General features: G+C 61.8%; 26 protein-coding genes, 1 tRNA gene, 2 pseudogenes and 2 riboswitches. Of the genes and pseudogenes, 13 read left to right on the forward strand and 16 right to left on the reverse strand.

What is annotated here, in order from left to right:
• The 12 genes and pseudogenes from B7X90_RS09695 to rimP all read right to left on the reverse strand — a co-directional run.
• Positions 1–341 (reverse strand): annotated as a pseudogene (locus tag B7X90_RS09695) (polyribonucleotide nucleotidyltransferase); the annotation flags it as partial.
• A 266-nt stretch (positions 342–607) separates the two neighbouring features.
• Positions 608–877, reverse strand: coding sequence for a 30S ribosomal protein S15 (gene rpsO / locus B7X90_RS09700; RefSeq protein WP_292623991.1), 270 nt, complete (start codon positions 875–877; stop codon positions 608–610).
• A gap of 5 nt (positions 878–882) precedes the next feature.
• Positions 883–1,727, reverse strand: a pseudogene (gene truB, locus B7X90_RS09705) (tRNA pseudouridine(55) synthase TruB).
• Between the two features lies 1 nt (position 1,728).
• Positions 1,729–2,436 (reverse strand): site-2 protease family protein, encoded by a 708-nt coding sequence (locus B7X90_RS09710; RefSeq protein ID WP_292623993.1) that lies wholly within the window; start codon positions 2,434–2,436, stop codon positions 1,729–1,731.
• Entirely contained in the window at positions 2,433–2,984 is a 552-nt protein-coding gene (locus B7X90_RS09715) for a GNAT family protein (RefSeq protein ID WP_292623995.1), read from the reverse strand. The genes B7X90_RS09710 and B7X90_RS09715 overlap by 4 nt, the downstream gene beginning before the upstream one ends.
• The gene (locus tag B7X90_RS09720) at positions 2,981–3,559 is read right to left on the reverse strand and encodes a thymidine kinase (protein ID WP_292623997.1); all 579 of its coding nucleotides are present in this window, start codon (positions 3,557–3,559) and stop codon (positions 2,981–2,983) included. The genes B7X90_RS09715 and B7X90_RS09720 overlap by 4 nt, the downstream gene beginning before the upstream one ends.
• Before the next feature lie 13 nt (positions 3,560–3,572).
• On the reverse strand, positions 3,573–3,977 hold the full coding sequence (rbfA, locus tag B7X90_RS09725; protein ID WP_292623999.1) for a 30S ribosome-binding factor RbfA: 405 nt from the start codon (positions 3,975–3,977) through the stop codon (positions 3,573–3,575).
• A 2-nt stretch (positions 3,978–3,979) separates the two neighbouring features.
• Positions 3,980–4,516: a DUF1697 domain-containing protein gene (locus B7X90_RS09730; protein WP_292624001.1), complete on the reverse strand. Its 537-nt coding sequence runs from the start codon at positions 4,514–4,516 to the stop codon at positions 3,980–3,982.
• Positions 4,517–4,689: 173 nt separating this feature from the next.
• Entirely contained in the window at positions 4,690–7,320 is a 2,631-nt protein-coding gene (gene infB / locus B7X90_RS09735) for a translation initiation factor IF-2 (RefSeq protein ID WP_292624002.1), read from the reverse strand.
• A 5-nt stretch (positions 7,321–7,325) separates the two neighbouring features.
• Complete coding sequence (locus B7X90_RS09740) at positions 7,326–8,087, reverse strand: DUF448 domain-containing protein (RefSeq protein WP_292624003.1); 762 nt, start codon at positions 8,085–8,087, stop codon at positions 7,326–7,328.
• Positions 8,068–9,702, reverse strand: a complete 1,635-nt coding sequence (gene nusA, locus B7X90_RS09745; protein ID WP_292624004.1) for a transcription termination factor NusA — start codon at positions 9,700–9,702, stop codon at positions 8,068–8,070. Before nusA ends, B7X90_RS09740 begins: the two co-directional genes overlap by 20 nt.
• A gap of 3 nt (positions 9,703–9,705) precedes the next feature.
• Entirely contained in the window at positions 9,706–10,281 is a 576-nt protein-coding gene (gene rimP / locus B7X90_RS09750; protein ID WP_292624006.1) for a ribosome maturation protein RimP, read from the reverse strand.
• A gap of 358 nt (positions 10,282–10,639) precedes the next feature.
• On the opposite strand from rimP, the gene B7X90_RS09755 reads away from it, so the two are divergent.
• From B7X90_RS09755 to B7X90_RS09765, 3 genes are read left to right on the forward strand one after another with little or no spacing between them, the layout of a single operon-like run.
• Positions 10,640–10,771, forward strand: a complete 132-nt coding sequence (locus B7X90_RS09755; protein ID WP_292624008.1) for a hypothetical protein — start codon at positions 10,640–10,642, stop codon at positions 10,769–10,771.
• Complete coding sequence (locus B7X90_RS09760) at positions 10,771–10,911, forward strand: hypothetical protein (RefSeq protein ID WP_292624009.1); 141 nt, start codon at positions 10,771–10,773, stop codon at positions 10,909–10,911. Before B7X90_RS09755 ends, B7X90_RS09760 begins: the two co-directional genes overlap by 1 nt.
• Positions 10,911–11,135: a PspC domain-containing protein gene (locus B7X90_RS09765; protein ID WP_292624011.1), complete on the forward strand. Its 225-nt coding sequence runs from the start codon at positions 10,911–10,913 to the stop codon at positions 11,133–11,135. The genes B7X90_RS09760 and B7X90_RS09765 overlap by 1 nt, the downstream gene beginning before the upstream one ends.
• A gap of 79 nt (positions 11,136–11,214) precedes the next feature.
• Here the strand turns inward: B7X90_RS09765 and B7X90_RS09770 are convergent, their stop codons facing one another.
• On the reverse strand, positions 11,215–11,955 hold the full coding sequence (locus B7X90_RS09770) for a queuosine precursor transporter (protein ID WP_292624013.1): 741 nt from the start codon (positions 11,953–11,955) through the stop codon (positions 11,215–11,217).
• 61 nt (positions 11,956–12,016) lie between these two features.
• Between B7X90_RS09770 and B7X90_RS09775 the strand changes: the two genes are divergently transcribed.
• Positions 12,017–12,093: transfer RNA gene (locus B7X90_RS09775), tRNA-Arg, on the forward strand.
• A 51-nt stretch (positions 12,094–12,144) separates the two neighbouring features.
• On the opposite strand, the gene B7X90_RS09780 is transcribed toward B7X90_RS09775, so the two are convergent.
• From B7X90_RS09780 to B7X90_RS09790, 3 genes are read right to left on the reverse strand one after another with little or no spacing between them, the layout of a single operon-like run.
• Positions 12,145–13,434 (reverse strand): cobyrinate a,c-diamide synthase, encoded by a 1,290-nt coding sequence (locus tag B7X90_RS09780; RefSeq protein ID WP_292624014.1) that lies wholly within the window; start codon positions 13,432–13,434, stop codon positions 12,145–12,147.
• A complete protein-coding gene (cobO, locus tag B7X90_RS09785; RefSeq protein ID WP_292624016.1) occupies positions 13,431–14,033 on the reverse strand; it encodes a cob(I)yrinic acid a,c-diamide adenosyltransferase in 603 nt (200 codons plus the stop codon). The genes B7X90_RS09780 and cobO overlap by 4 nt, the downstream gene beginning before the upstream one ends.
• A complete protein-coding gene (locus tag B7X90_RS09790) occupies positions 14,030–14,602 on the reverse strand; it encodes a hypothetical protein (protein WP_292624017.1) in 573 nt (190 codons plus the stop codon). The genes cobO and B7X90_RS09790 overlap by 4 nt, the downstream gene beginning before the upstream one ends.
• A 198-nt stretch (positions 14,603–14,800) precedes the next feature.
• Positions 14,801–15,002: riboswitch (cobalamin riboswitch) on the reverse strand.
• A gap of 58 nt (positions 15,003–15,060) precedes the next feature.
• Positions 15,061–15,252: riboswitch (cobalamin riboswitch) on the forward strand.
• Positions 15,253–15,458: 206 nt separating this feature from the next.
• On the opposite strand from B7X90_RS09790, the gene B7X90_RS09795 reads away from it, so the two are divergent.
• The 9 genes from B7X90_RS09795 to cobU are packed head-to-tail and all read left to right on the forward strand — an operon-like array spanning position 15,459 to position 23,969.
• Positions 15,459–17,390: a TonB-dependent receptor gene (locus tag B7X90_RS09795; RefSeq protein WP_292624018.1), complete on the forward strand. Its 1,932-nt coding sequence runs from the start codon at positions 15,459–15,461 to the stop codon at positions 17,388–17,390.
• Positions 17,390–17,797, forward strand: coding sequence for a DUF1636 domain-containing protein (locus tag B7X90_RS09800; protein ID WP_292624021.1), 408 nt, complete (start codon positions 17,390–17,392; stop codon positions 17,795–17,797). Before B7X90_RS09795 ends, B7X90_RS09800 begins: the two co-directional genes overlap by 1 nt.
• Entirely contained in the window at positions 17,794–18,810 is a 1,017-nt protein-coding gene (gene cobT / locus B7X90_RS09805; protein ID WP_292624022.1) for a nicotinate-nucleotide--dimethylbenzimidazole phosphoribosyltransferase, read from the forward strand. Before B7X90_RS09800 ends, cobT begins: the two co-directional genes overlap by 4 nt.
• Positions 18,807–19,385, forward strand: a complete 579-nt coding sequence (locus tag B7X90_RS09810) for a histidine phosphatase family protein (protein WP_292624023.1) — start codon at positions 18,807–18,809, stop codon at positions 19,383–19,385. Before cobT ends, B7X90_RS09810 begins: the two co-directional genes overlap by 4 nt.
• Entirely contained in the window at positions 19,382–20,095 is a 714-nt protein-coding gene (gene cobS / locus B7X90_RS09815; RefSeq protein WP_292624026.1) for an adenosylcobinamide-GDP ribazoletransferase, read from the forward strand. Before B7X90_RS09810 ends, cobS begins: the two co-directional genes overlap by 4 nt.
• Positions 20,092–21,090 carry a threonine-phosphate decarboxylase gene (locus B7X90_RS09820; RefSeq protein WP_292624027.1) on the forward strand — a complete coding sequence of 333 codons (999 nt, stop codon included), beginning with the start codon at positions 20,092–20,094 and terminating at the stop codon, positions 21,088–21,090. Before cobS ends, B7X90_RS09820 begins: the two co-directional genes overlap by 4 nt.
• Positions 21,083–22,015, forward strand: coding sequence for an adenosylcobinamide-phosphate synthase CbiB (gene cbiB / locus B7X90_RS09825; protein WP_292624029.1), 933 nt, complete (start codon positions 21,083–21,085; stop codon positions 22,013–22,015). Before B7X90_RS09820 ends, cbiB begins: the two co-directional genes overlap by 8 nt.
• On the forward strand, positions 22,003–23,463 hold the full coding sequence (locus B7X90_RS09830; protein ID WP_292624031.1) for a cobyric acid synthase: 1,461 nt from the start codon (positions 22,003–22,005) through the stop codon (positions 23,461–23,463). The genes cbiB and B7X90_RS09830 overlap by 13 nt, the downstream gene beginning before the upstream one ends.
• Positions 23,460–23,969: a bifunctional adenosylcobinamide kinase/adenosylcobinamide-phosphate guanylyltransferase gene (gene cobU / locus B7X90_RS09835; protein WP_292624033.1), complete on the forward strand. Its 510-nt coding sequence runs from the start codon at positions 23,460–23,462 to the stop codon at positions 23,967–23,969. Before B7X90_RS09830 ends, cobU begins: the two co-directional genes overlap by 4 nt.
• The last annotated feature ends 166 nt before the right edge of the window (positions 23,970–24,135 follow it).

A 24,135-nucleotide genomic window follows, 5' to 3' on the forward strand; every position in this document is an offset into this window, starting at 1 on the left:
ATAACGTTGATTTCGTTGTAGAAACCTTCGGGGAACAGCGGGCGGACCGGACGGTCGATCAGGCGGGAAACCAGCGTTTCCTTTTCCGTCGCGCCGCGCTCACGCTTGAAGAAGCCGCCGGGGATACGGCCTGCTGCGGAATACTTTTCCTGATAGTGCACGGTCAGCGGGAAGAAATCTTGGCCTTCCTTGACCGACTTGGCGGCGGTAACCGCGCACAGGACAACAGTTTCGCCATATGTGGCGATGACCGCGCCGTCAGCCTGACGGGCAACACGGCCGGTTTCCAGTGTGAGGGTCTTTCCGCCCCACTCCAGCGATACGGTTTTGACGTCGAACATTGTATTTCCTTCAGCCCGCGCGCCCTATTGCGTGCGGGGTTTGCTGCCGGGGAATACCGTCCCGGTCCGGTGTGGGGCCGCTTGTGGTGCCCCGGAGGCTGTCCGCCGAATTGCGAACATGCCAATTCAAAATAGCTGAACCCCCGCGAAGGCGGGGGCCTCAGGCCGTTTACGCGGCCTTGATGAGCAAGACCGCATGAGATCCCCACCTGCGTGGGGATAACGCAAAACGTAAACGGCCCGCCAAGGCGGGCCGAACGTTTGCGTTACTTACGAAGACCAAGCTTCTGGATCAGGTCGTTGTAACGACCCACGTCCTTCTTCTTCAGGTAGTCGAGAAGCGAGCGACGCTTGTTGACCATCATCAGCAGGCCGCGACGCGAGTGGTTGTCCTTGTGGTTGGACTTGAAGTGCTCGGTCAGGGTCAGGATGCGGCTGGTCAGGATCGCGACCTGGACTTCCGGCGAACCGGTGTCACCCTCTGCGCGAGCGTGCGTGGCAATGACTTCCTGCTTCTTTTCAGCGGTAATCGACATATTCTCTACTCCGCGACATCGGAAAGGTTGAACCCCCGCGACACTTTCAGGCTTCCGCCTGCAAGCTCCACCAGCGCGACCGGCACATTGCCAGCCCTCGCCCAGTAAAGCCCGTCGTCTTGGGGCAATCCCGCCAGAACGCGGCCCTGTCGGACCGCCCTTGCCTGCTCAGGATCGAGGTTAAGAGCCGGGATGTCGACCAGCCCTGCCTCCAGCGGCAAGAGTATGTGTTCAAGGGCCGCGCCTTGACCGACATCGTTCAGTTTGTCCAGCGAAATCGCCGGGCAATGTCCCGGGCAAGGCTGCGGATGTACGTGCCTTTCGATACATGGGCAGTGAGCGTCGCAGATTCAACCGCCGCTTCTGTTCCAGTGAAGCCTTCGAGCGTCAGTTCATAAATCGTGACGGTGCGCGACGGCAGGTCTACCGCCTCTCCTGCCCTCGCCAGATCATAGGCGCGCTGGCCATTTACCATCAGCGCGGAGTAGGCTGGAGGCACCTGATCCTGCGTGCACCTAAATGCACCTAAAATGCACCTAAGCGCCTCAAGTGTAGAGCGGACGTCACTTGTGGCGACGATTTTGCCCTCAAGATCAAGGGTATCCGTCTCGCTTCCGAAGGTCACCGTGAAGGCGTAAATCTTGTCGGAATCCAACATCCGCCCGCACAGCTTCGTCGCCTCTCCAACAGCGATCGGCAGCACGCCCGTCGCCAGCGGATCAAGCGTGCCGCCGTGGCCGACCTTGCATTTGCCAAAGCCCGCCTGCCGCAAGTTGCGCTTCACCGCCGCAACCCCTTGAGTCGACCCCATTTCCAGCGGCTTGTCGAGGATGATCCACCCGTCGACCACGCTACTGCGGCTCCGGCCCGGCGACCATTCCGGCCAGGCCCGCGAGATGCTCACCCAGCCACTGCACCGGCGGCATGACGATCCGCTCAACCAGCCGCAACTCAGGCATAAAGTACGGAAGGATAACGAGAATTCCGAACACAAGGATAAGCCCGAACGGCTCCAGCTTCGCATATCCGCGTGACAGCGGAGCGGGAAGAATGCCCATCACAATCCGCGATCCGTCAAACGGCGGGATTGGCAGCAGATTGAACATCCCCAGAAAAATGTTCACTATCAAGAAGTTGCGAAGATTGTCCGCGACAAACAATACACCCAGCCCCGGCTCTGCCGCATAGTCCGTCGCCCGCACCAGCAGCCCCAGCGCCACGGCAGAAAATGCAGCCAAAACAAAGTTCATTCCCGGTCCTGCAGCCGCCACAGCGACCATTCCCCAGCGCGGATTGCGCAGGCGGGAGAAATCCACAGGGACCGGCTTGGCCCAACCGAACACCGGCGCGCCCGACAGCTTGAGCAGACCGGGAAGGATGATCGTTCCGAACGGATCGACATGACGCAAGGGATTGAGACTCAAGCGGTTTTGCTCCGCCGCCGTGGGGTCACCCAGCGCACGGGCAACCCAGCCATGAGCGATTTCGTGGAAGACGATGGCCACGATCATGGGGATCGCGATGGTTGCGATCTGCCAGAAAATTCCTTCGGGATTCATGCGCTTGTGCCTGTCCAGTCATCGCGCAGGATAGAGAACAGGATGGTGTTGCGCACCCGCCCGGTCCATGTGCGGCGTTCGTGCCGCATCAAACCCTCTTCCACGCCCCCGATCTTCCGCACCGCCGCCTGGCTGCGCAGGTTCAACGCATCGACCTTGAACGCCACCCGCTCCAGTCCGCAAGTAAAAGCATGGTTCAACATCAGGTACTTGAGCCGCCGATTGAAACCCGTGCCGCGCACTGCGGGCACGATGTAGGAGTTCCCGATCTCTACCGACCAACCCGGAGCACCATGTTCGATCCAGGCGGTCATGCCGACCAGCGTGTCTCCATCGAACACCGCATAGGGCCGACGCACTTTGCTGCCGCTGATCATCGTGTCAAACTGCGGATCGAAGGCCTCACCCCAATAGGTGAACGGGTAAATATCCCAAATTTCAGCGTCTTGTGAACAAGCAGCGCGCAAACCCTCGCGATGTTCCTCCCGCAATATCTCAAGCCGCAAGTCACCATCGGACAGCGGCACGTAGAGACCATCATCGCTCATGGGTTCATCGCCTCGGAAAAATGCTTGCGGCACAGCGCAACATAGCGGTCATTCCCGCCGATCTCGGTCTGCGCGCCAGCCTTCACCGCCGCGCCACTGTGATCGACACGCAAGTTCATCGTGGCTTTGCGGCCACAGTGGCAGACGGCTTTCAATTCGACCAGCGAATCCGCGATGCCCAGCAGGGCAGCGGCACCTTCGAACAATTCGCCTTGAAAATCGGTTCTAAGTCCATAGCATAGAACCGGAATTCCAGCTTCGTCGGCAATCCGCGCGAGTTGCCAGACCTGTGCCTTTGACAAGAACTGCGCTTCGTCCACCAGCACGCAGGACAGCGGCTCTACCGCATGAGCAGCCACCACCCTGCCCCACAAATCGGTTTCAGAATCAAAGCGATGCGCTTGCGCGTTAAGCCCAATGCGGCTCTCGATGGCTTTCTCGCCACCGCGATCATCGATGGCGGCTGTCCACAGCATCGTTGCCATGCCGCGCTCACGGTAATTGAAGTCCGCCTGCAGCAGATTGGTCGATTTGCCCGCGTTCATGCTGGCGTAGTAGAAATAGAGCTTGGCCATCGCCGCGCGCCGCTCAGTCTTCGGAAGGCGCTGCGTCCAGATCGCGCTGGACCTTGGGATCGCGGAGCAGGCTTTCGATTCTGTTGGCGGCATCGAAGCTTTCGTCGGGCACAAATTTCAGCTTCGGCGCGTATTTCAGGCGCAACCGTTGCGCCACTTCGCGCTGGAAAAACGCGGTGTTGGTGCGCAGGGCCTTCAACACCAGTTCCTCATCCTCACCCAGCAGCGCCTTGATGAACGCAGACGCATGGCGCAAATCTGCCGACATGCGCACTTCGGTGACCGATACTGTGTGTGCGCTCAGCACATCGTCATGCGCTTCCTGCCGCATCAGCAGTTCGGACAGGATATGGCGCACCTGTTCCCCTACCTTCAACAGGCGGACGGAGCGGTTTTCAGGGGTAGTCTGCTTGGCCAAATTCAACTCATCTTTGCAAGGATACGGGCGAGCGAGCGCACATTGCGCGCGGTGCCCCGGCAGCCGAGGCGGCGTTCGATAAAGGCGCCGGTCAGCTTGCTTTCGGCCACACCGTTCGCGAAATCGATATAGATGCTGCGGTCGCCGATTGCGAGTTTTTCCATGCCCCGCATCGCCTGATCGGCAGCGAGCTTGTCGAACGCGGCCTGATCTGGCTGGCGTTCCAGGAACAGCGTGTGGACGAGGTTGTCCTTGCCGATGCCGGTGAAGGGATTGCCCTCCACTGCCTCGGCAATGGCAGCACGATCACGCACTGCAACGAAGCTGTTGATCTCGAAGCGTTCCAGCATCACGTGGGCAAAAAGGTCTTCGAGGCCGTCCAACGGACGGTCATCATAGTCGAACAGCAGGTTGCCGCTGGCGACGACGGTTTCGATGCCGGTCAGCCCTTCCCGCTCAAACGCATAGCGCATGTCCGCCATCGTCAGTCGATTGCCGCCGACGTTGATGGAACCGAACAGGGCGACGTAGCGGGTCATTCAAAACCTCCATTCCTCCAGCTTGCCGGAGTGAATGCCGAAATGCTCCCCTCCCGCCTGCGGGAGGGGCCGGGGGAGGGCTTGTTGGGTTGAGTCAGATTAACAGGCCCTCCCCTAACCCCTCCCGCAAGCGGGAGGGGGATTTATGGTGCTCCGGTTTCGCGGAGCGCGTTTTACAAAGTCCGGTCGCGCATTTCGACTTCGAAGACTTCCAGCTGGTCGCCCGGCTTGATATCGTTCGTGTCGGTCAGCAACACGCCGCATTCCAGACCGCCGCGCACTTCGGCAACGTCGTCCTTGAAGCGACGCAGCGACTGGATGGTCGTGCGGCTGACGATAACGTCGTTGCGCGTGAGACGGGCGTGGAGGCCCTTGCGGATGGCGCCTTCGACGACCAACAGGCCGGCGGCCTTGTCCTTCTTGCCCGCAGGGAACACTTCCTTGACCTCGGCACGGCCAACGACCGTTTCGATGGCTTCCGGTCCAAGCTCGCCCGCCATTTCCGAACGGATATCGTCGGTGAGCTGATAGATCACGTCAAAGTACTTCATCCGTACCTTGTTGCGCTCGATCAGTTCGCGCGCCTTGGCGTTCGGACGGACGTTGAAGCCGACAATCGGCGCTCCGCTGGCCTGGGCCAGGTTGACGTCGCTTTCGGTGATCGCACCCACACCCGATGACAGGATGCGGACCTTGATCTCGTCAGTCGAAATCTTGTTGAGCGCATTGACGATGGCTTCGGCCGAGCCCTGCACATCAGCACGAACCACCAGCGCATATTCGATGACCGTGCTCTTGGCCGCAAGTGCCGAGAACATGTTTTCGAGGCTGGCGGGAGCCTGCGCCGTGCGCTTTGCCGTGGCACGTTCGTGGCGGTAAGCCGCCACTTCACGCGCGCGGGCTTCGCTTTCCACCACGGTCAGCGTGTCGCCCGCCATTGGCACACCGCCAAGACCGAGGACCTCGACCGGCAGTGATGGTCCGGCTTCCTTGATCTGGCGGCCCTTGTCATCGTGCATCGCGCGGACGCGGCCCGATTGGGTGCCGACAACCAGAATGTCACCCACCTTGAGCGTGCCGCGATTAACCAGCACAGTGGCGAGCGGCCCTTTGCCCTTGTCGAGCTTGGCCTCGATCACGGTGGCTTCTGCAGCACGATCCGGGTTGGCGCGCAGTTCGAGCAGTTCGGCCTGCAGCAGGATCTTTTCGATCAGGTTGTCCAGACCGTCGCCAGTCTTGGCCGAGACTTCCACGTCCTGCACATCGCCCGACATATCTTCCACGATGATTTCGTGTTCGAGCAGGCGCTCGCGGATTTTCTGCGGGTTGAATTCGGGCTTGTCCGACTTGGTGATCGCCACGATCATCGGCACGCCAGCGGCCTTGGTGTGGTTGATCGCCTCAATCGTCTGCGGCATCAGCCCGTCATCACCAGCGACCACCAGAATGACGATGTCGGTGACATTGGCACCGCGCATACGCATTTCGGTGAAGGCTTCGTGGCCCGGCGTATCAAGGAAAGTGATCAGATCGCCCGCCTTGGTCTTGATCTGATACGCGCCGATGTGCTGCGTGATGCCACCGGCTTCACCGCGCACGACGTCAGTCCCGCGCAGCGCATCGAGCAGCGAGGTCTTGCCGTGATCGACGTGGCCCATGATCGCCACGACCGGCGCACGGGCAATCAGCGAATCTTCATCATCAACATCGACCGAAGTATCGATATCGGCGTCACTATCGCTCACACGCTGGATGTTGTGGCCAAATTCGGTAACCAGCAGTTCAGCCGTGTCCTGATCGATGGTCTGGTTGATGGTGACCATCATGCCCATCTTGAACAGCGCCTTGATCAGGTCCGCAGCCTTTTCGGCCATGCGGTTTGCCAGATCCTGCACGGTGATCGCATCAGGCACGACGACATCGCGAACCTGCTTTTCACGCGGCTGTGACTTGCCGGCGAAGTGGGCACGCTTTTCCTTTTCGCGCGCACGCTTCAGCGCGGCGAGCGAGCGGGCGCGTGCGCCTTCATCGTCGTTCAGAGCGCGCGTGACGGTCAGCTTGCCACCACGACGGTCTTCCGTCTTGCGGTCACGCGGGTTGGCGGCAGGCTTCTTGGCGACAGGTTCCGGGCGTTTTGCCGGAGCGGTCGACTGAACCGGCGTAAAGCGGCGCGGGGCAGGCGCGACAGGCGCAGGCGCGGCAGCTTCTGGCGCAGCGGATTCGACAGGAGCCGCTGTGGGCGCAGCTTGCGCCTCGGGCGCTTCTGCAGGAGCGGACTGGGCCACTGGGGCTTCGGCCACTGGTGCAGACACCGTCGGCGCAGGTTCGGCGTCCGTTACAGGTTCAGGCGCTGCAACCGGTTCAGGGGCAGGCGATTGCGCTGCACGAGCCTTTTCCTCAGCGCGCTTGCGTTCTTCCTCAATCGCCTTGAGACGGTCTTCCTGCTCGCGGCGGTTTTGGGCCTCAACCGCTGCAAGACGGGCTTCCTCAGCTTCGCGCAGCAGACGTGTCTGCATTTCCTGCCGCGTTTCACGGCTGGCCGAAGGGGGCGGCGGTGGCGGAGGAGGAGGCGGCGGTGGTGCAACCGGCGTAGCGGCGACAGGCTCGGGCGCGGCAGGCGCGGCAGGCGCGGCAACAGGCGCAGCCTCGCCGGGGCGGCCCATGATCTTGCGCCGCTTCACTTCGACCACCACCTTGTTGGTGCGACCGTGGCTGAAGGTCTGCTTGACCTCTCCTGCCTCAACTGCGGTCTTCAGGCCCAGTGGCCTGCGGCCCAGTGTCGGCTTCTTGTCGCTATCGCTCATCGAACTCATTCGCCCTTCGTATCAGTATCGTCGTCCGCGACCGTGCCCGCATGGGGATCGGCGGCGTCAATTTCGTTTTCGGTCTCGTGCCCGAGAAAATGCATCAGGCGCTGCAGCGGCGCTGCGACTCGGTCGGTCGCTGCGGCATCGGTCAGCGCGAGGTGAACGACGTTATCGCGGCCCAATGCCACAGACAGCGCCGCCCGGTCCAGCGGCAAGATGATGCCTTTCTTGCCAGTACCTTCGGCACCTTCGCCCACTCGCCAGGCTTGTGCCAGCTTGTTGGGTCCATCGGTGCCTGCATCACTGGCGTGGCCAAGGAATGTGACCGCCCCGGAACGGGCGCCTTGGGCGATCCTTTCGGTGCCGAGCAGCAGGTTGCCCGCACGCAGTTCGATACCAAGGCGGTCCGTCAACAGACGGCGGAGTGCCGTTTCAATGCGATCGGCCAGATCGGCAGGGATGCTTAGCGTTGCGCCCTTGAAAGCGCGCGCCAAGGCTCCCTTAAGTTTACCATTGGCAAGCGCAATTTCAAGGGCTTGGCGATTCACGCCGATCCATGCGCCACGCCCGGGAGCGCGCGCCATGACGTCTGGCAGCACATCACCATCGGGCGAGATCGCGAGACGCAGGAGATCATCCCGCGTATCGTGACGCCCGGTGAGCACGCATTTACGCTCCGGCAGGGTCCCCTCTTTTGAAGGACGGCCCGCCGCCGCTTTGCCAACGATGTCGGAGCTTAGCGGCTCATTGTGAGGATTCCGCATGGGCGGCCTCCTCTGCTGCTGGTTCGTCATCGAACCAGTGCGCGCGCGCGGCCATGATGATTTCGTTGCCCTGCTCTTCGTTCAGGCCGAATTCGCCCAGAACGCCGCCCTTGTCCTCGGTCCGCTCCGAACGCTCGGTGCGTTCGCGCGGAGCCTTGTCGTTGCGGCGGCGCTGTTCGACGCGCTTCTTGGCAATGAGCTCATCAGTCGCAAGATCAGCCAGATCGTCGAGCGTCTTGATTCCGGCCTTACCCAGCACGACCAGCATGGCTTCGGTCAGGTGCGGAAGTTCTGCCAGCGCATCTTCAACGCCGAGGCCACGGCGCTGTTCGCGCAAGCCTTCTTCGCGGCGCTCGATCGCTTCGGCAGCGCGGCTCTGCAGTTCCTGGCCGAGTTCCTCGTCGAACCCTTCGATGGCGGCGAGCTCGGAGATGTCGATATAGGCGACTTCTTCCAGCTCGGTGAAGCCTTCGGCAACCAGCAACTGCGAGAGAGTTTCGTCGACGTCGAGTTCTTCCTCGAACATCTTCGAACGTTCGGCGAATTCCTTCTGGCGCTTTTCCGAAGCCTCGGCCTCGGTCATGATGTCGATGGCCGAGCCGGTCAGCGACGAGGCCAGGCGCACGTTCTGGCCGCGACGACCGATGGCGAGCGAGAGCTGATCGTCAGGAACGACGACTTCGATGCGGCTCTCTTCCTCGTCGATCACCACGCGGCTGACGGTGGCGGGCTGGAGCGCATTGACCACGAAAGTCGCGGTGTCTTCGCTCCACGGGATGATGTCGATCTTTTCGCCCTGCAGTTCCTGCACGACGGCCTGAACGCGGCTGCCCTTCATGCCGACGCAGGCGCCGACCGGGTCGATGCTGCTATCGCGGCTGATCACGCCGATCTTGGCGCGGCTGCCGGGATCGCGAGCGGCAGCCATGATGGTGATGATGCCATCGTAGATTTCGGGCACTTCCTGCGCGAACAGCTTCTTCATGAATTCGGGGTGCGCACGGCTGAGGAAGATTTGCGGGCCACGGTTCTGGCGCTCAACCTTCATGATCCATGCGCGGACGCGCTCACCCACGCGGGGCACTTCGCGCGGGATCTGCTGATCGCGACGGATGACGCCTTCGGCACGGCCAAGGTTGACGATCACGTGGCCGAATTCGACCGACTTGATCACGCCGGTGATCACTTCGCCGGCGCGGTCCTTGAACTCGTCATACTGGCGGTCACGCTCGGCATCGCGGACCTTCTGGAAGATCACCTGCTTGGCCGACTGCGCATCGATACGGCCGAGATCGACCGGTGGCAGGGGATCAACGATGAAATCGCCGATGGCAGCGCCAGGTTGCAGCTTTTCAGCGGCCTTCAGGTCAACCTGCTTGAAGTAATCCTCGACCACTTCGACCACTTCGACGACGCGCCACAGACGCAAGTCGCCGGTGCGCGGATCAAGCTTGGCGCGAATATCGTTTTCCGCGCCATAGCGATTGCGCGCGGACTTCTGGATCGCTTCTTCCATCGCCTCAATGACGACGGATTTGTCGATCATCTTTTCGGTGGCAACCGCATTGGCGATTGCAATCAGTTCGGCGCGGTTTGCAGAAATCGCACTGGCCATGGGTCAGTCTTCCTGTTCTTCGAGAATTTCGTCCGCGCCGCTGGTATCGAGCGGGCGGGAAGCGGCAATAAGCTTGTCCGTAAGGATCAGCTTGGCGTTAGCAACAAGGTTGAACGGCACTTCATATACAGTGCCACCGTCCTCGATGGAAATAGTCTGAGTTTCAGCATCGAACTCGGTGAGGTCACCGCGGAAGCGCTTGCGCTCACCCAGCAGTTCGGAAAGTTCGATGCGGGTTTCGTGGCCGATCCACGCGGCATAATCCTTCGCACGCGTGAGCGGACGGTCGATGCCGGGCGATGACACTTCAAGGCGATAGGCGTCCTCGATCAGCATTTCGCCCTGCTCTTCCAATTCATCGAACCGGTCGGACACACGGCGCGATAGCGCGGCGCAATCTTCGATCACGAGTTGGCCGGTATCGGGGCGCTCGGCCATGATCTGGAGCGTATGCTCCTCCCCATGATCTTGAATAGGGCCGATCTCGCCCCCCTTGAAATAGCGCACGCGCACGAGATCGAAACCGAGCGCCTTGGCCTCTGGCTCGATGACCTCAGTGATACGTGCAATATCCGTCATGCAAACTCCGATTAAACCCCAAAGGCAAAAGCCGGTCTGTGCCGGTGCCCGGTGGCACCAGCCTGACTTTGCTTTCACAATGTCGGGATGAGGCGCAAATAGGCAGGTCGCCCCAAAAAAGCAAGGTGCAAAAGCAGGGCGCTAGCGACGGCTGCGACACGACCCAAACGTCGGATGTAAATTCGGTTCCCAAGGTGTGGTGAAATTTCCCACTGTTCAGCGAGCAGAAAGGATTGAGCTGATGCCAGCTCTGGCCTGAAGCCCGCATTTCCGCCATTTATGCAGTTTGGCACGACCCATGCTAAGCAGGTTCCATGAGGCTGAACGCCTTGAAGCACTTAAACAGGAGGACCCAACCATGACCGAATTCACCAACCGCATCGCCGCCGCCGCCAGCGCATTTGCCCTCAGCCTTGCACTTATCGCCGGCACTGTGAATGTTCCGCAGGCGAGCAATGCTCCTGCTGCACAAGTTCAGAGCCTGATCTGATGAGCGAGCTTCTCAACCAGTTCGCCGCAGCAGCGGGTGCCTTTGCCCTCAGCCTTGCGCTGATTGCTGGAACCGTCAGCGTTCCCAACCATTCCAACCTTAATGACGCAGCCCCGGCTGCCGCACAGGAGATGATTTGATGTCCCAGCTTCGCTTTGATGATTCGGCCCCTCGCCCGCTTGAAGCCAAGCGCGGTTTCCGCCTCGACAAGGTTCGCGGCAAGATGATGGGCGTTTGCGCCGGGATTTCGAACTACTTCGGCGTGGACGTGACGCTGGTTCGCGTGGCCTTTGCGCTGGCTACCCTGCTTGGCCTCGGTTCGGCGATCATCGTTTACCTGCTGATCGGGCTGATTGCCGATTGAGCGCGCGGCCAAGCCCTCGCCCTGAACGCTCCATGCCCCGCTTCTCCTGCCCCCGGAGAAGTGGGGTTTCTTTTTGCCTTCAGACCTGTGGAGTCTTCGCGAATGGTGAGAAGTCCGTATCGGTATCGAACACTTCTGCACCTTCACGCTTTTTCAGCCAGCCCACCACCGCGTAAGTCACCGGGGTCAAGCCCGCTTCCCACGCAACCTTGAGCGCCCAATTGGTCACCATCACCATCAAGACCTGATCGTTGGTCCAGATGCCGAGGAACGCGATGGGATAAAACAACAGGCTGTCCACTGCCTGACCAAACACCGTAGAACCGATCGTGCGGCTCCACAGCGCCTTGCCGCCGGTCCAGACCTTCATCCGCGCCAGCACGAACGAATTGACGAATTCACCCGCCCAGAATGCGGTGACAGAGGCAAGCACGATCCGCCAGGTCGATCCGAACACGCTGTCATAGGCCGCCTGCCCGCCCCAGTCCGGGGCTGGCGGCATGGCGACGACGATGTAGCTCATGAACGCCATGAAAATCAGCGCGAAGAAGCCCATCCACACGCAACGCCGTGCGTTGGCATAGCCATATACCTCCGTCAACACATCGCCGATGACATAGGATACGGGGAAGAACAGGATCCCTGCACCAAACGTGAACCCGCCGACTTGCGCCAACTTTGACGCGCCGATCAGATTCGAAAGCAGCAGGATCGCCACGAACGAGGCCATGACATAGTCGAAATAGCGGAAATGCCGACGCGCACCGGAGGTGCCATCAATTCTTGCCAGATTCGCACTGGAAATTTGGGGATCGCTCATAGACCATGTTGCTAACCCGGTTTGCACGATCCGAAAAGCGTGCTTATGGAGCACCCGGCGCGCGCCCGTAGCTCATCTGGATAGAGCGCGAGACTTCTAATCTTGAGGCAGCAGGTTCGAGTCCTGCCGGGCGCGCCACTTCCATTCAGCTTTGGGCGATTGGGATTGGCCGAAACCTTGCACTCCTTCCTAGCCAGCCTTGAACATCGCAGCCACGGCAACCGACGCTGAAGGGAAATAGCCGTGGACGTAACTTGCCCAAAGCGGCCCGTGGCGGAACATGCTTTCTCCAATTGCGCCTTCGGGACTGCGAGCACGCCATTGCGGGGCAAGTGCGGTATTGAGGCGGGAGTAATGAAAGGTGTGCCCTCGCAACGTGCCTTCCGGCAGATCAAGTGCCTGAAGGCCCAGCGCTGCAAGGCGGGGCTGGATCGTGGCGCTGCCGGGCATCAAGCCCAGCATCGGCAGAGCGCAGCCCTTTCCATCGTCGAGCGTATCGAGGCAATACAACATGCCCCCGCATTCCGCGAGGATCGCCTTGCCCGCTGCATGGTGCGCCTTGATGGCCGTTTTCATAGCCCGGTTTTCGGACAGGGGCCGCAGGTGCAGTTCCGGGTATCCCCCGGGCAGCCACAGGGCATCGCATTCTGGAAGGCCAGCATCGGCGAGTGGCGAGAAATAGCAGACTTGCGCGCCCATCGCCTCAAGACAAGCGATGTTGGCGGGATAGATGAAGCCGAACGCTGCGTCGCGCGCCACGGCGATGCGATGTCCGTCCAGATGCTTTTGAGGTACTTGCGGCCCTTCTGCAAAAAATGGCACAGAATCAGGCAGCCATAGTGCAGCGTCGGACAAGCTCGCTGCGGCACGATCAATGCGGTTGTCCAGATCCGCCACCTCAGCGGCCTGCACAAGGCCGAGGTGGCGTTCGGGCAACGCAGCCTCTTCATCAGGCGGGAGAGTTCCAACCCATTGCAGCCCATCCGGCAGACTTTCAGCCAACATCTGTGCATGACGTTCGCTGCGCACACGGTTGCCGAGCGCCGCCACCACCCGCACATCTGAACGATAGGACGCCAGACCGTGCGCCAGCGCGCCGAAGGTCTGCGCCATTGCGCTGCCATCGATCACGGCAAGCACAGGCAGCCCGAATCGCGCGGCAAGATCGGCGGCGGAAGGCTTGCCGTCAAACAGGCCCATCACGCCTTCGACGAGGATCAGGTCTGCTTCTTTCGCCGCTTCATGGAGCAAGCGGCGGCATTCCGATTCGCCGCACATGAACAGATCAAGCTGATAGACCGGCGCGCCGCTGGCCCGTTCGAGGATCATCGGATCGAGAAAATCCGGCCCACATTTGAACACCCTCACCCGCCGCCCAGCCTGCACGTGACGGCGGGCGAGTGCGGCGGTAACGGTGGTCTTGCCCTGCCCGGATGCAGGGGCGCTTATCATCAGCGCGGGGCAGAACGCTGTGTTCAACGATCGATCCCTTCCTGCGCGCGCACGCCATCACGGAAGGCGTGTTTGACATCGCGGATGGCACTGACCGTATCGGCGGCGGCGATCAGCGCCTCGTCAGCAGCGCGGCCGGTGATGACCACGTGCTGCATTTCGGGCCGCGCCTCGATTGCTGGCATGATCTCTTCCAGCCCCAAGTAGCGATAGGTGACGAGGTAGGTCAGTTCATCCAGCACGACGAGGCTGATCGCTGGATTGGAGAGGGCCGCTTTGGCCTTCTCCCACCCTGCCCGCGCGGCGGTGATATCGCGCGTGCGGTCCTGCGTTTCCCAGGTGAAGCCTTCCCCGCACTTTTCCCAGATCACGTCCGGGTGGGCCGAGAAGAAGGCGCGTTCGCCCACGTTCTCGGCCCCCTTGATGAACTGGAACACTGCCGCCTTGCGGCCATAACCGAGCGTGCGCGCAACCATGCCAAAGGCGCTTGAGGACTTGCCCTTGCCATTGCCGGTCAGCACCAGCAGCAAGCCCTTGTCGCGCTGGGCGGCGGCGATCTTGGCATCGACCACCGCCTTGTGCTTGCGCGCGCGGTCGCGGTGGGCAGCGTCTGCTTCGGTGGTCACTTGCGGCTATCCGCGCGCAATTGCGGGCGCGCCATTGAAAGCAGCGCCAGCACACCGGCAGCGGCAGCAGTCCACAGCAGCGTGGCATAGAGCGTGGAGGGGAAGTAGCGACCGAGGCGCGGCATGAAGCCGGCGAGCGTGGGATCTTCAAAGCGCCCTCCGAGGAAGTAGAAACCGCCGCTTGAGAACAGTTGCGAGACAAATGTTGCTGCGACCAACAGCACAGTGATCGCAGGAAGCGCCGAAGCACGTTCGCCCAGTTTTTCCGCGCCGAAGCGCCCAGCCAACCACATCGTGCCATAGGCAGGCACCAGCATCCAGTATGCGGGGGTGAAACAGAAGTCTGACTGGCCGAACCAGCCGATTACCGTCACATCGATTGCGTATGCGAGCGCGAACAGGGCGGCAAATGCGATGCCGCGCCGTACAAGAAAGCCGAGCGCAAAGAAGCTGGCAAGACTCGTATCAGGCAAGTGCATGACATTGCTGAGCGAGTGGGTGCGCGTGACAAGCATGACAAGCGCGAGAATGCCGAACACGGCAAGATCGAAACGGGAATTGCGGACCATCAGGCGGTCTCCTGAAATGTGGGGATCAATGCTGCGGGCGCCCGGATCAGCGGGACGCGCGGGAGCCTGAATCGCACCTGTCGGTGCGTTCGGGTGATGTCAGGTACTGGTCATCACGGGGCTCCCTTCGGCAACAACGCACATGAGTGTCGTCCGCGAAGGATCAGCCTTCGTCCGCCCGGTGCATCCCGCCCGCGCAGAGAAACGACGATAACAGGCCGGTTTCCTGACTTCCCGGATCATCGCGCTTGTCGCCGCCTTCTCGGGACGAATCCCAATGGCATGATGGCGATGCGCTCACCGGTTACAGTTGCGGGAGCAGTGCCGGATCAAGCGGCTTTCACCGCCACCCGGACTTCCCGATTAAGCCCTTTCGGGCACCCGTTACGATGATCGTGATAATCCAAGCCATTGATCCGTGCAAGTATTCGCGCTTGCAGCATGAAAAGAGTGCGGCTATCTGCAGCGCCGCGACAGGTTCCCCGAAAGGGGATCAAAAGGGAACGGGGTGCGATACCCCGGCTGCCCCTGCAACTGTAAGCGGCGAGCCGGCCGGCCACTACGCCATTGGGACTTCACTGTCCTGAGAAGGCGGCCGAGCAGGCATTGACCCGTGAGCCAGGAGACCTGCCTGACGCAGTCGTTCTTCGTTCGGGCAGGGTGCACCGGACGTTCGAGGTTCCCTTCCGCAAGGCGGGGACAATCCCTCGCGCAACGACAGCCACTGCCTGCCGGGAAGCCCCGCGCAGGGAGCGGGGCCGCGTTGCGCCTGTTTGCAGGCACATGCGCTGGTGCGCGCTTCCTTCGCGGGTCGGAGCGGCGGGTCCATGCCGTCTGTACCAGAGGGAGCCGCATTGTGCGCCATACCCAATACTCACTCGTTTCTGCATTCGCCCTGATCGCCTCCCCCGCACTGGCCGATGAGCCTGCTCCCGGTGAAGCACCCGATTCCTCCATCGTCGTCACCGCATTCCGCAGCCCGGTTGCACAGGACCGTGTTTCTTCGACTGTCACCGTGCTTGATGAAGTGGCGATCCGTCAGCAGCAGCCGATCACGCTGACCGACCTGCTGTTGCGTACACCGGGCATCAGCGTGACGCGCAACGGCGGATTTGGCACGGCAACTTCGCTGCGGATACGCGGGGCTGATTCCTCGCAGACGGTGATGGTGATCGACGGTGTGCGCATATCCGATCCGTCCGCCACAGGCGGCGGCTATTCGTTTTCCAACCTGCTGCTTGACGATATCGAGCGGGTGGAGATCCTGCGCGGGCCGCAGTCGATCCTGTGGGGCAGCGACGCCATCGGCGGTGTGGTCAACGTGCTGACGCGCCGGGCCGAGAGGCCGCTTGAAGGCAGCATGGCGGTTGAAGCGGGCACTCATGCGACGGTGAACGCACAGGCCGGGATCGGCGGCACCGGATCGCTGCTGGACTGGCGCGTGGCCGGATCGACCTTTACCACCGATGGCATATCGGCGCGCAGCAACGGCACCGAGCCGGACGGATACCGCCGCACATCGGCAAGCGGGACTGCCACGCTGAAGCTGGCACCGAACCTGTCGGTCGATCTGCGCGGCTATTGGGCCGATGGGCGCAACGATATTGATGGCTCGTCGGGGGACTCGCGGGTCTATGGCCTGACTACCGAATGGACTGGCTATGCGGGGGTCAATCTCGTGCTGCTCGACGGGCGGTTCACCAATCGCCTTGCCGTGTTGCAGACAGAAACCGACCGCGAGAACTACGATCCGGCGCGGTCCATCCGTCCGCTGAACTTCGATGCGCATGGGCGCGTGCGCCGCTTTGAGTATCAAGGTTCGCTGCAACTGAGCGATATGGTGCAGGCGGTGTTCGGTGCGGAGCGTGAGGAGCAGCGCATGACGACCGCCTCGCCCGGCAACAACGCTACGCCCTATGCGCTGGTGCCGCAGAGCGCCGATACCAACAGCGTCTATGGCGAGTTGCGTGTGACGCCGCTGGCAGGGCTGACCTTCAACGGCGGCGTCCGCCATGACGATCAATCGCGATTCGGCGGCAACACTGTGTTCACTGGCGGTGCGGTCTACACCCCCAACGAAGGCCGCACCGTGCTGCGCGCCAGCTATGACGAAGGGTTCAAGGCCCCTTCGCTCTATCAGTTGTTCAGCATCTACGGTTCGGCAACACTGGCGCCGGAAAGGGCCAAGGGTTGGTCTGTTGGGGCCGAACAGGCCGTGGGCGACGTTCTTCACGCATCGGCCACATGGTTTGAGCGCGATACCGACAACCTGATCGATTTCGCTTATTGCCCGACCACCGGCACACTGCCGGCCGCCTGCTTTATTCCGGGCACCACGACGAGCCGGTTTGGCTACTATGCCAATGTCCGCAAGGCTGAAGCCAAGGGGCTGGAACTGGCAGCGCGTGCGCAACTAGGCGTACTGTTCGCTTCGGGCAATTACAGCTGGATCGCAGCGGAAGATCGCTCGCCCGGCAGCGCTGACCTTGGCCGACAGCTCGCCCGCGTGCCGCGCCATCTGGCGAACGTCGAAGGCGGTTTGGATATTCCACAAGGCCTGCGAGCGAGTGTTGCGGCGCGTTATGCCGGGAAGACGTTTGACCGGGCAGGCAGCGCCACGGTTCTGCCAGGCTACTGGCTGGTTGATCTGCGCGCGCAGTGGCGCATGGCCGAAGGGCTGACGCTGAACGCACGTGTCGAAAACGTGGGCGACAAGCAGTACGAAACCACAGGCGGTTACGGCTCGCTTGGGCGCACGGTCTATCTTGGCGTGCGGAGCCGGTTCTGATGCTGTGCCCGGTGGAACCCGTGGCGGCGGTGGTCGTCTGCTCTACCTGCCGCCATTCGGCTGAGCAGCGCGAGGACGAGAGCGGACGGCGCGGCGGCGCGGTGCTGGCAGAGGCCATGCGCATGGTGCAGCAGGCCGATCCGTCGCTGCAAAATGTGGAGGTGCAGGAAATGGCCTGCCTCTTTGCCTGCCAGCGCCATTGCACCGTGCATGTCCGGGCACCGGGCAAGATCAGCTATATCCTCGGCGGGTTCCAACCCGCCGAGGAAGATGCGCGGGCGATCCTTGAGTATGCGGCGCTTCATGCCGTGAGCGCGGAAGGCGTGGTGCCCTATGGCCAATGGCCGCAAGGGGTGAAAGGCCACTTCATCACACGCACCCCGCCGGAAGGGTTCGTGTGCACATGATCCGCTTCGACACAGAGCGCGCCATTGCCGAGGCGCTGAAGGCACTACCCCCACCGCATCTGGAGGCGATCTCGGCGGCGGAGGATCGGCAGGCGTCGCTGACCAAACCTGCAGGGTCGCTCGGTCGACTTGAGGAAATCGCGGTGTTCATGGCTGGCTGGCAGGGAACGGTGCAACCTGCCATCGATAAGGCGAGCGTGGTCGTTTTTGCCGGGAATCATGGGGTAGCCGCGCAAGGAGTCAGCGCTTTTCCGCCCGAAGTGACTGTGCAGATGGTGGCCAACTTTCGGGCGGGCGGTGCGGCCATCAACCAGTTGGCAATTGCCGGTGGCGCCAGCCTGTCGGTGGTTGCGCTCGATCTCGATAAGCCGACCGGTGACATATCGTGCAAGTCGGCGATGAGCGTCGATGAATGCCTTGCCGCCCTCAACGCTGGCGCTGAAACCGTGACGCCCGATACCGACCTCCTGATCGTGGGCGAAATGGGCATCGGCAACACTACGCCAGCCGCCGCACTGTCCCTGCAATCCTTCGGTGGCAGCGCAGCGGACTGGTGCGGGCGTGGAAGTGGTGTGGAAGAGGCGGGCATTGCGCGGAAAGTGACCATTGTCGAGGCGGCGGTTGCCCTGCATGGTCCGTATTGCACCACGCCCTTCGAAACCTTGCGCCGCCTTGGTGGGCGTGAAATTGCAGCGATGGCGGGCGCGATCCTTGCCGCCCGAATGCAGCGCGTGCCCGTCCTGCTCGACGGGTTCATCTGCTGCGCTGCCATCGCACCTCTGGTGAAAGCCCAGCCAAGGGTTACGGCCCATTGCCTTGCAGCGCACTGCTCGGCCGAACAGGCGCACGCACGTTTGCTGGAGCAGTTCGGCCTGGACCCGCTACTGCGGTTGGGCATGAGACTGGGCGAAGGTTCGGGCGCTGCGGTCGCTTTGCCGATCGTTCGGGCGGCTCTGGCCGCACACAACGGCATGGCAACCTTTACCGAGGCTGCTGTGGCACAAGCACTGTGAGCGGCAAGATGGTGCATCTGCTCCGGCACGGCCCTCCCAGGCGCACCGGACTGCTACTGGGCCATACCGACGAACCACCCGCCGATCCGGCAGGTGGCTTGAAAGGATGTGTGCCAGACAGCCTGCCTGTCAGCCATGTAGTGAGTTCGGACCTGCTGCGCGCCTTGGCCGGGGCGGAAACACTGGCCACGATGCGCGGCCTCGACCTTTGCATCGACCCCCGCTGGCGTGAGTTGAATTTTGGCGCATGGGAAGCCCTCGCACCTGATGCTTTGCCAAGCACCACCCTTGCCAGGTTTTGGGATGACCCCGACGCATGTGCGCCACCGCAAGGTGAGCGCTGGTCGTGCCTTCGCAACCGTGTAGCTGCGGCCTTGGCAGACATTGGAGATGCCTCGCTCGTGGTGACCCACGCCGGGGCCATGCGGGCCGCCGTGTCAATCTTGACCGGGCTGGATCACCGGCAGGTCTGGGCCTTCGACTTACCCTACGGTGCGCTGCTCTCCCTAAGGGTGTGGTCGGGTGACAATCCTGCGGGACAGATCGTAGGCTTGCGCGCGGGACTGCCACGATGAAACCGGTGCTGCTGGCCTTGCAGTTCATGACGCGCCTTCCACTTCCCACGATTGCGGCGGGGGAGGACGACTTCGGCAATGCGATACGCTGGTTCCCGATCGCTGGGCTGATCGTTGGCGTGGCAGCGGCAGCGGCAGCGTGGATTGGCACACTTCACAGCCCGGCACTTGGGGCATTGCTTGGCCTTGGCGCATGGGTTGCCATAACCGGTGCGCTACATCTCGATGGTCTTGGTGACATTGCTGACGCAGCGGGCGCAGCACACGCTGACCGCTCCCGCATAAGCGAGGTGCTGGCCGATCCGCATATCGGCAGCTTTGGTGTGACGGCAATTGCTTTGCAACTCTTGGCAAAGTTCGTGCTGCTCGAAGCGCTTCTCCAAAGCGGAAGCGCGCCTTTGCTGGTCCTCGCGCCAGTCCTCGCGCGTACCGGACCAATGGCATGGGCGCTCCTTCTACCCGCACTCCATTCCGGTTTCGGCACACTGTTCCGGCAAGGTGCAAACTGGCCGGTATTCGGCTGCTGGCTTGCCATGTGGAGTGGCTTTGCGGCTGTCACATGCCCGCTGGTGCTATCCGCAGTCGCAGCATTGCCGCTCTGGGCACTATGGCTGAACAAGCGCGTTGGCGGAATATCCGGCGACGGCCATGGCGCCGGGATCGAATTGGTCGAGGTCGCTGCGCTGCTCATGCTGGTATTGGGGCAATGAGCGGCGCATTCACACATCATGGGGGCCGCCTTGCCGACGCTTGCGCGCGATTTGGCGGAACACCGTCGGACTGGCTGGACCTTTCTACCGGTATAAATCCCGACAGTTGGCAGCCTCCTGAACCGCTTCGCGTGAATTGGCAGGCTCTGCCCGATCCCGCCGCCCTAGGAAAACTTGAACACACTGCTGCCCGCTATTTCGAGTGCAGCCCTGCCCTTTGTGCTGCCGTGCCGGGCAGCGAAATCGGCTTGCGTCAACTCGCGCGCCTCCTTGGACTGCCGGGGCTATATCAACCACTGGCCTATGGCACCTACGCGGCAGCATTCGGACGCGCAGAGCCGATCAATGACCTTTCGCGGCTGCCGTCCAGCGCCACTGCGCTGCTCCTTGGCAATCCCAATAACCCGGACGGGCGGGTCCTTTCGCGCGAGACGCTTCTTTCGTTGCTGAACCATCAGGAGCGGCACGGTGGATGGCTGATCGTCGATGAGGCGTTTGCTGACTGCAAAGCGGACTGGGGCATTGCCGCCGAAGTTGCCCCCGGCAGACGACTGATTGTCATCCGCTCCTTCGGCAAGTTCTTCGGCCTTGCGGGGCTTAGGCTGGGCTTCGTCATCGCGCCGCCTGAGGTGCTCACAGGTTTAAGCCGGAGCTTTGGCGACTGGCCGATCCACACCGCCGCCCTTGCATACGGCCAAGGCGCCTATGCCGACAGCACGTGGATCACCGCGACCCGCCGCAGCCTGGAATGTCGCGCAGCCGCACTTGAGCCGGTTCTGCAACGACTCGGTCTTTCAACCCTGGGCGCGTGCCCGCTGTTCCGGCTCGCCAAAACGCCCAATGCTGGCGACCTGTTTGGCGCGCTGGCGCAGCAACAGATTCTGACGCGGCCCTTCTCCGGTCACCCTGAACTCTTGCGCTTCGGCGTGCCGCGTGATGATGTGGCGTTGGAACGCCTCGATGCCGCACTTGGCAATGCGTGCCGCCGTGGCTGACCCAGTCGCACTTGTAGCGTTGAGCCTTGATGCAGCGTTCGGCTGGCCAGCACGCCTTTACGCCAGAATCGGGCATCCAGTCGGTGCATTCGCAAAGGTAATTGCCCATTGCGAACGGCGGTGGAACCGGCACGAAGCCAGCCCTACCGCACAGCAGGCGGGCGGTGTGGCAACTGTACTGGTGTTGATGGCATTGGCCGGAATTGGTGGAACGCTGCTGACCATCGCCGCTAACAGGTTCGGGTCTGCCGGTTGGCTGATACTCGCCCTGCTGGCTTGGCCCGCTCTCGCCCAACGCAGCCTTGATGCGCACATCATGCCGGTCATTGACGCATTGCAGGCCAACAATATCGACGGTGCCAGAACAGCCGTCGGAATGATCGTGGGGCGCGACACCGCAGCGCTCGACCGAACAGGTGTGTGCCGCGCGGCCATCGAAAGCCTTGCAGAAAGCTTTTGCGACGGCGTTGTCGCTCCGTTGTTCTGGCTGATGGTGGCAGGTCTTCCCGGCATCTGGATCATGAAGGCGGTCAACACAGCCGACAGTCTGATCGGCCACAAGGAGGCCCCCTATCGCCATTTTGGCTGGGCTGCTGCACGCCTTGACGACCTGATGAATTTCATTCCCGCCCGCGTTTCAGCGCTACTGATCTGCCTGTCTGGTCCCGGCGGTTGGACGATAGGCTGGCGCTACCGCCGTGCCCATGCCTCACCCAATGCGGGATGGCCCGAAGCCGCGATGGCCGGAGTGCTGGGGGTGCGTCTGGCCGGGCCTGCCGCCTACGATGGTGTGATGCTGGACAAACCGTGGATCGGTGAAGGCGGCGAGGCAAATCTGGAATCGCTGTCGCGCGCAAGACGCGTCTATCACCGCAGTTGTGCGATGTGCTGGTTGATCGCGGGAGGAACAGCATGGCTGGCTTGATGTTGCAGGGAACCGGGTCTGACGTGGGCAAATCGGTGCTGGTCGCCGGCCTGTGCCGTGCCGCTGCAAACCGAGGGCTGAGCGTGCTTCCGTTCAAGCCACAGAACATGTCGAACAATGCGGCCGTCACCGCTGATGGCGGTGAGATCGGCCGGGCACAGGCGTTGCAGGCGCTGGGAGCGAGGGCTGAACTTCATACCGACATGAATCCCGTCCTGCTCAAACCACAGGCCGATCACACGTCGCAACTCGTGGTTCATGGAAAAGTGCGCGGCACGCTGGGTGCGGCAAACTTTCGTGAATGCAGGCGCAACCTCCTTCCCGAAGTGTTGGAAAGCTGGAAGCGGCTCCAAAGCCGCTGTGACATTGTGATCGTCGAAGGCGCTGGCTCGCCTGCCGAGATCAACTTGCGCGAGGGCGACATCGCCAACATGGGTTTTGCACGCGCGGCAGGCGTGCCGGTGGTACTCATTGGCGATATCGACCGGGGCGGCGTGATTGCCTCACTTGTAGGCACACGCACCGTGATTGATCCCGATGACGCAGCAATGATTCACGGCTTTATCGTCAACAAATTTCGTGGTGATCCTGCGCTGTTTGAAGACGGCTATACTGCCATTGAAGACCTCTCAGGATGGCGCGGGTTTGGCGTGGTGCCATGGCTGCCCTGCATCGCAAAACTGCCGAGTGAGGATGCGGTGGTGCTGGAACGCCCCCAACGTGCCGCAGCGGCGCGCAAGCTCATTGCCTGCCCGATGTTGCCACGCATATCGAACTTCGATGACCTTGATCCGCTGCGACAGGAACCGAATGTCGAACTGGTGATGGTCCCGCCGGGCAGGCCCATTCCGACAGAGGCAAACCTGATCGTCATTCCAGGATCAAAAGCAACGATTGCCGACATGGCGTTCCTGCGCACGCAAGGGTGGGATATCGACATCCTTGCCCACCACCGGCGGGGTGGCATGGTCCTTGGCATCTGCGGCGGTTACCAGATGCTGGGGCAGACCATTGCCGACCCGCTGGGGATTGAAGGTACGCCAACGGAGGTGGCCGGTCTTGGACTGCTCGCCGTGACCACCGAACTTACCGCGCACAAAGCGCTGCGCAACATTGCGGGCAAGGCTTTTGGTGCAGCGTTCGAGGGTTATGAAATGCACATGGGCACAACTGCCGGGCCAGACACCATGCGACCATTCGCCATGCTTGACGGCAACCGCGCGGACGGAGCGATCAGTAAGGACAAGCGGGTCGTCGGAACATATTGTCACGGGCTGCTCAGTCGCCCCGAATTACGTGGCAAACTGCTGCGCCGGATCGGTGCGCAAAGCGACAGCGCAGATCATCGCATGACAGTGGATGCCGCGCTGGACGATCTGGCCAACGCACTCGAAAAGCACCTTGATATCGACGACTTGTTGGCACTGGCGCAGGGCGCAGGCCGATGACAAGCCTGCTTGTCCTCGGCGGCGCGCGTTCGGGAAAGAGCCGCTATGCGCAGAAGCGGATCGAAACACACTGCGGTGCGATGGTCTATATCGCCACGGCAGAAGCCAGGGATGATGAGATGGCGGAGCGTATCGCTCTGCATCGCATGGATCGTGGAAAAGGCTGGAAAACGCTTGAGGCGCCGATTGACCTGCCCGGCGCCATCAAAGTGGCGTCCGCCTCATCCGATGCGATTCTGGTGGATTGTCTGACGATCTGGTTGTCCAACGTGATGCTTGAAGGCATCAGTATTCCCAAGGCTCGCGATGATCTGATCGCTGCGGTCACAACCTGTAGCGTACCCATCGGCTTGATCGCAAACGAGGTAGGCCTGGGCATCGTGCCAGATAACGCGCTGGCCCGCCGCTTCCGGGATGAAGCCGGATGGCTCAACCAGAAACTGGCCGAGGTGGTCGACGAGGTCGTATTCCTGGCCGCTGGTCTGCCGATGATGCTGAAACCTTAGGACACTTTCAGCATTATACGAATTGTGTGCGTATCATCGCTGATATGCAGGCCCACGACGAGATTCTTGGTCGTGTCCCACTGGGTGGTGTAAGAGCCGTCGATCCAAGGTAGGATCGGGATCAGGTCAGGCTGCCACGGCGGGCAGGCTGACGATGGGATTATGG

The organism is Novosphingobium sp. 17-62-19 (assembly GCF_002256775.1).
Lineage (GTDB): Bacteria > Pseudomonadota > Alphaproteobacteria > Sphingomonadales > Sphingomonadaceae > Novosphingobium.

Excerpts from the sequence above, each read along its gene's own strand:
- B7X90_RS09730 (WP_292624001.1), bottom strand. The coding sequence starts at position 4,516 with ATGACCCGCTACGTCGCCCTGTTCGGTTCCATCAACGTCGGCGGCAAT.
- cobS (WP_292624026.1), top strand. The coding sequence starts at position 19,382 with ATGAAACCGGTGCTGCTGGCCTTGCAGTTCATGACGCGCCTTCCACTT.
- B7X90_RS09715 (WP_292623995.1), bottom strand. The coding sequence starts at position 2,984 with ATGAGCGATGATGGTCTCTACGTGCCGCTGTCCGATGGTGACTTGCGG.
- rpsO (WP_292623991.1), bottom strand. The coding sequence starts at position 877 with ATGTCGATTACCGCTGAAAAGAAGCAGGAAGTCATTGCCACGCACGCT.
- B7X90_RS09740 (WP_292624003.1), bottom strand. The coding sequence starts at position 8,087 with ATGCGGAATCCTCACAATGAGCCGCTAAGCTCCGACATCGTTGGCAAA.
- nusA (WP_292624004.1), bottom strand. The coding sequence starts at position 9,702 with ATGGCCAGTGCGATTTCTGCAAACCGCGCCGAACTGATTGCAATCGCC.
- cobT (WP_292624022.1), top strand. The coding sequence starts at position 17,794 with ATGATCCGCTTCGACACAGAGCGCGCCATTGCCGAGGCGCTGAAGGCA.
- B7X90_RS09720 (WP_292623997.1), bottom strand. The coding sequence starts at position 3,559 with ATGGCCAAGCTCTATTTCTACTACGCCAGCATGAACGCGGGCAAATCG.
- infB (WP_292624002.1), bottom strand. The coding sequence starts at position 7,320 with ATGAGCGATAGCGACAAGAAGCCGACACTGGGCCGCAGGCCACTGGGC.
- B7X90_RS09765 (WP_292624011.1), top strand. The coding sequence starts at position 10,911 with ATGTCCCAGCTTCGCTTTGATGATTCGGCCCCTCGCCCGCTTGAAGCC.
- B7X90_RS09830 (WP_292624031.1), top strand. The coding sequence starts at position 22,003 with ATGGCTGGCTTGATGTTGCAGGGAACCGGGTCTGACGTGGGCAAATCG.
- B7X90_RS09755 (WP_292624008.1), top strand. The coding sequence starts at position 10,640 with ATGACCGAATTCACCAACCGCATCGCCGCCGCCGCCAGCGCATTTGCC.
- B7X90_RS09820 (WP_292624027.1), top strand. The coding sequence starts at position 20,092 with ATGAGCGGCGCATTCACACATCATGGGGGCCGCCTTGCCGACGCTTGC.
- B7X90_RS09760 (WP_292624009.1), top strand. The coding sequence starts at position 10,771 with ATGAGCGAGCTTCTCAACCAGTTCGCCGCAGCAGCGGGTGCCTTTGCC.
- B7X90_RS09790 (WP_292624017.1), bottom strand. The coding sequence starts at position 14,602 with ATGGTCCGCAATTCCCGTTTCGATCTTGCCGTGTTCGGCATTCTCGCG.
- B7X90_RS09710 (WP_292623993.1), bottom strand. The coding sequence starts at position 2,436 with ATGAATCCCGAAGGAATTTTCTGGCAGATCGCAACCATCGCGATCCCC.
- rimP (WP_292624006.1), bottom strand. The coding sequence starts at position 10,281 with ATGACGGATATTGCACGTATCACTGAGGTCATCGAGCCAGAGGCCAAG.
- B7X90_RS09770 (WP_292624013.1), bottom strand. The coding sequence starts at position 11,955 with ATGAGCGATCCCCAAATTTCCAGTGCGAATCTGGCAAGAATTGATGGC.
- cobU (WP_292624033.1), top strand. The coding sequence starts at position 23,460 with ATGACAAGCCTGCTTGTCCTCGGCGGCGCGCGTTCGGGAAAGAGCCGC.
- B7X90_RS09800 (WP_292624021.1), top strand. The coding sequence starts at position 17,390 with ATGCTGTGCCCGGTGGAACCCGTGGCGGCGGTGGTCGTCTGCTCTACC.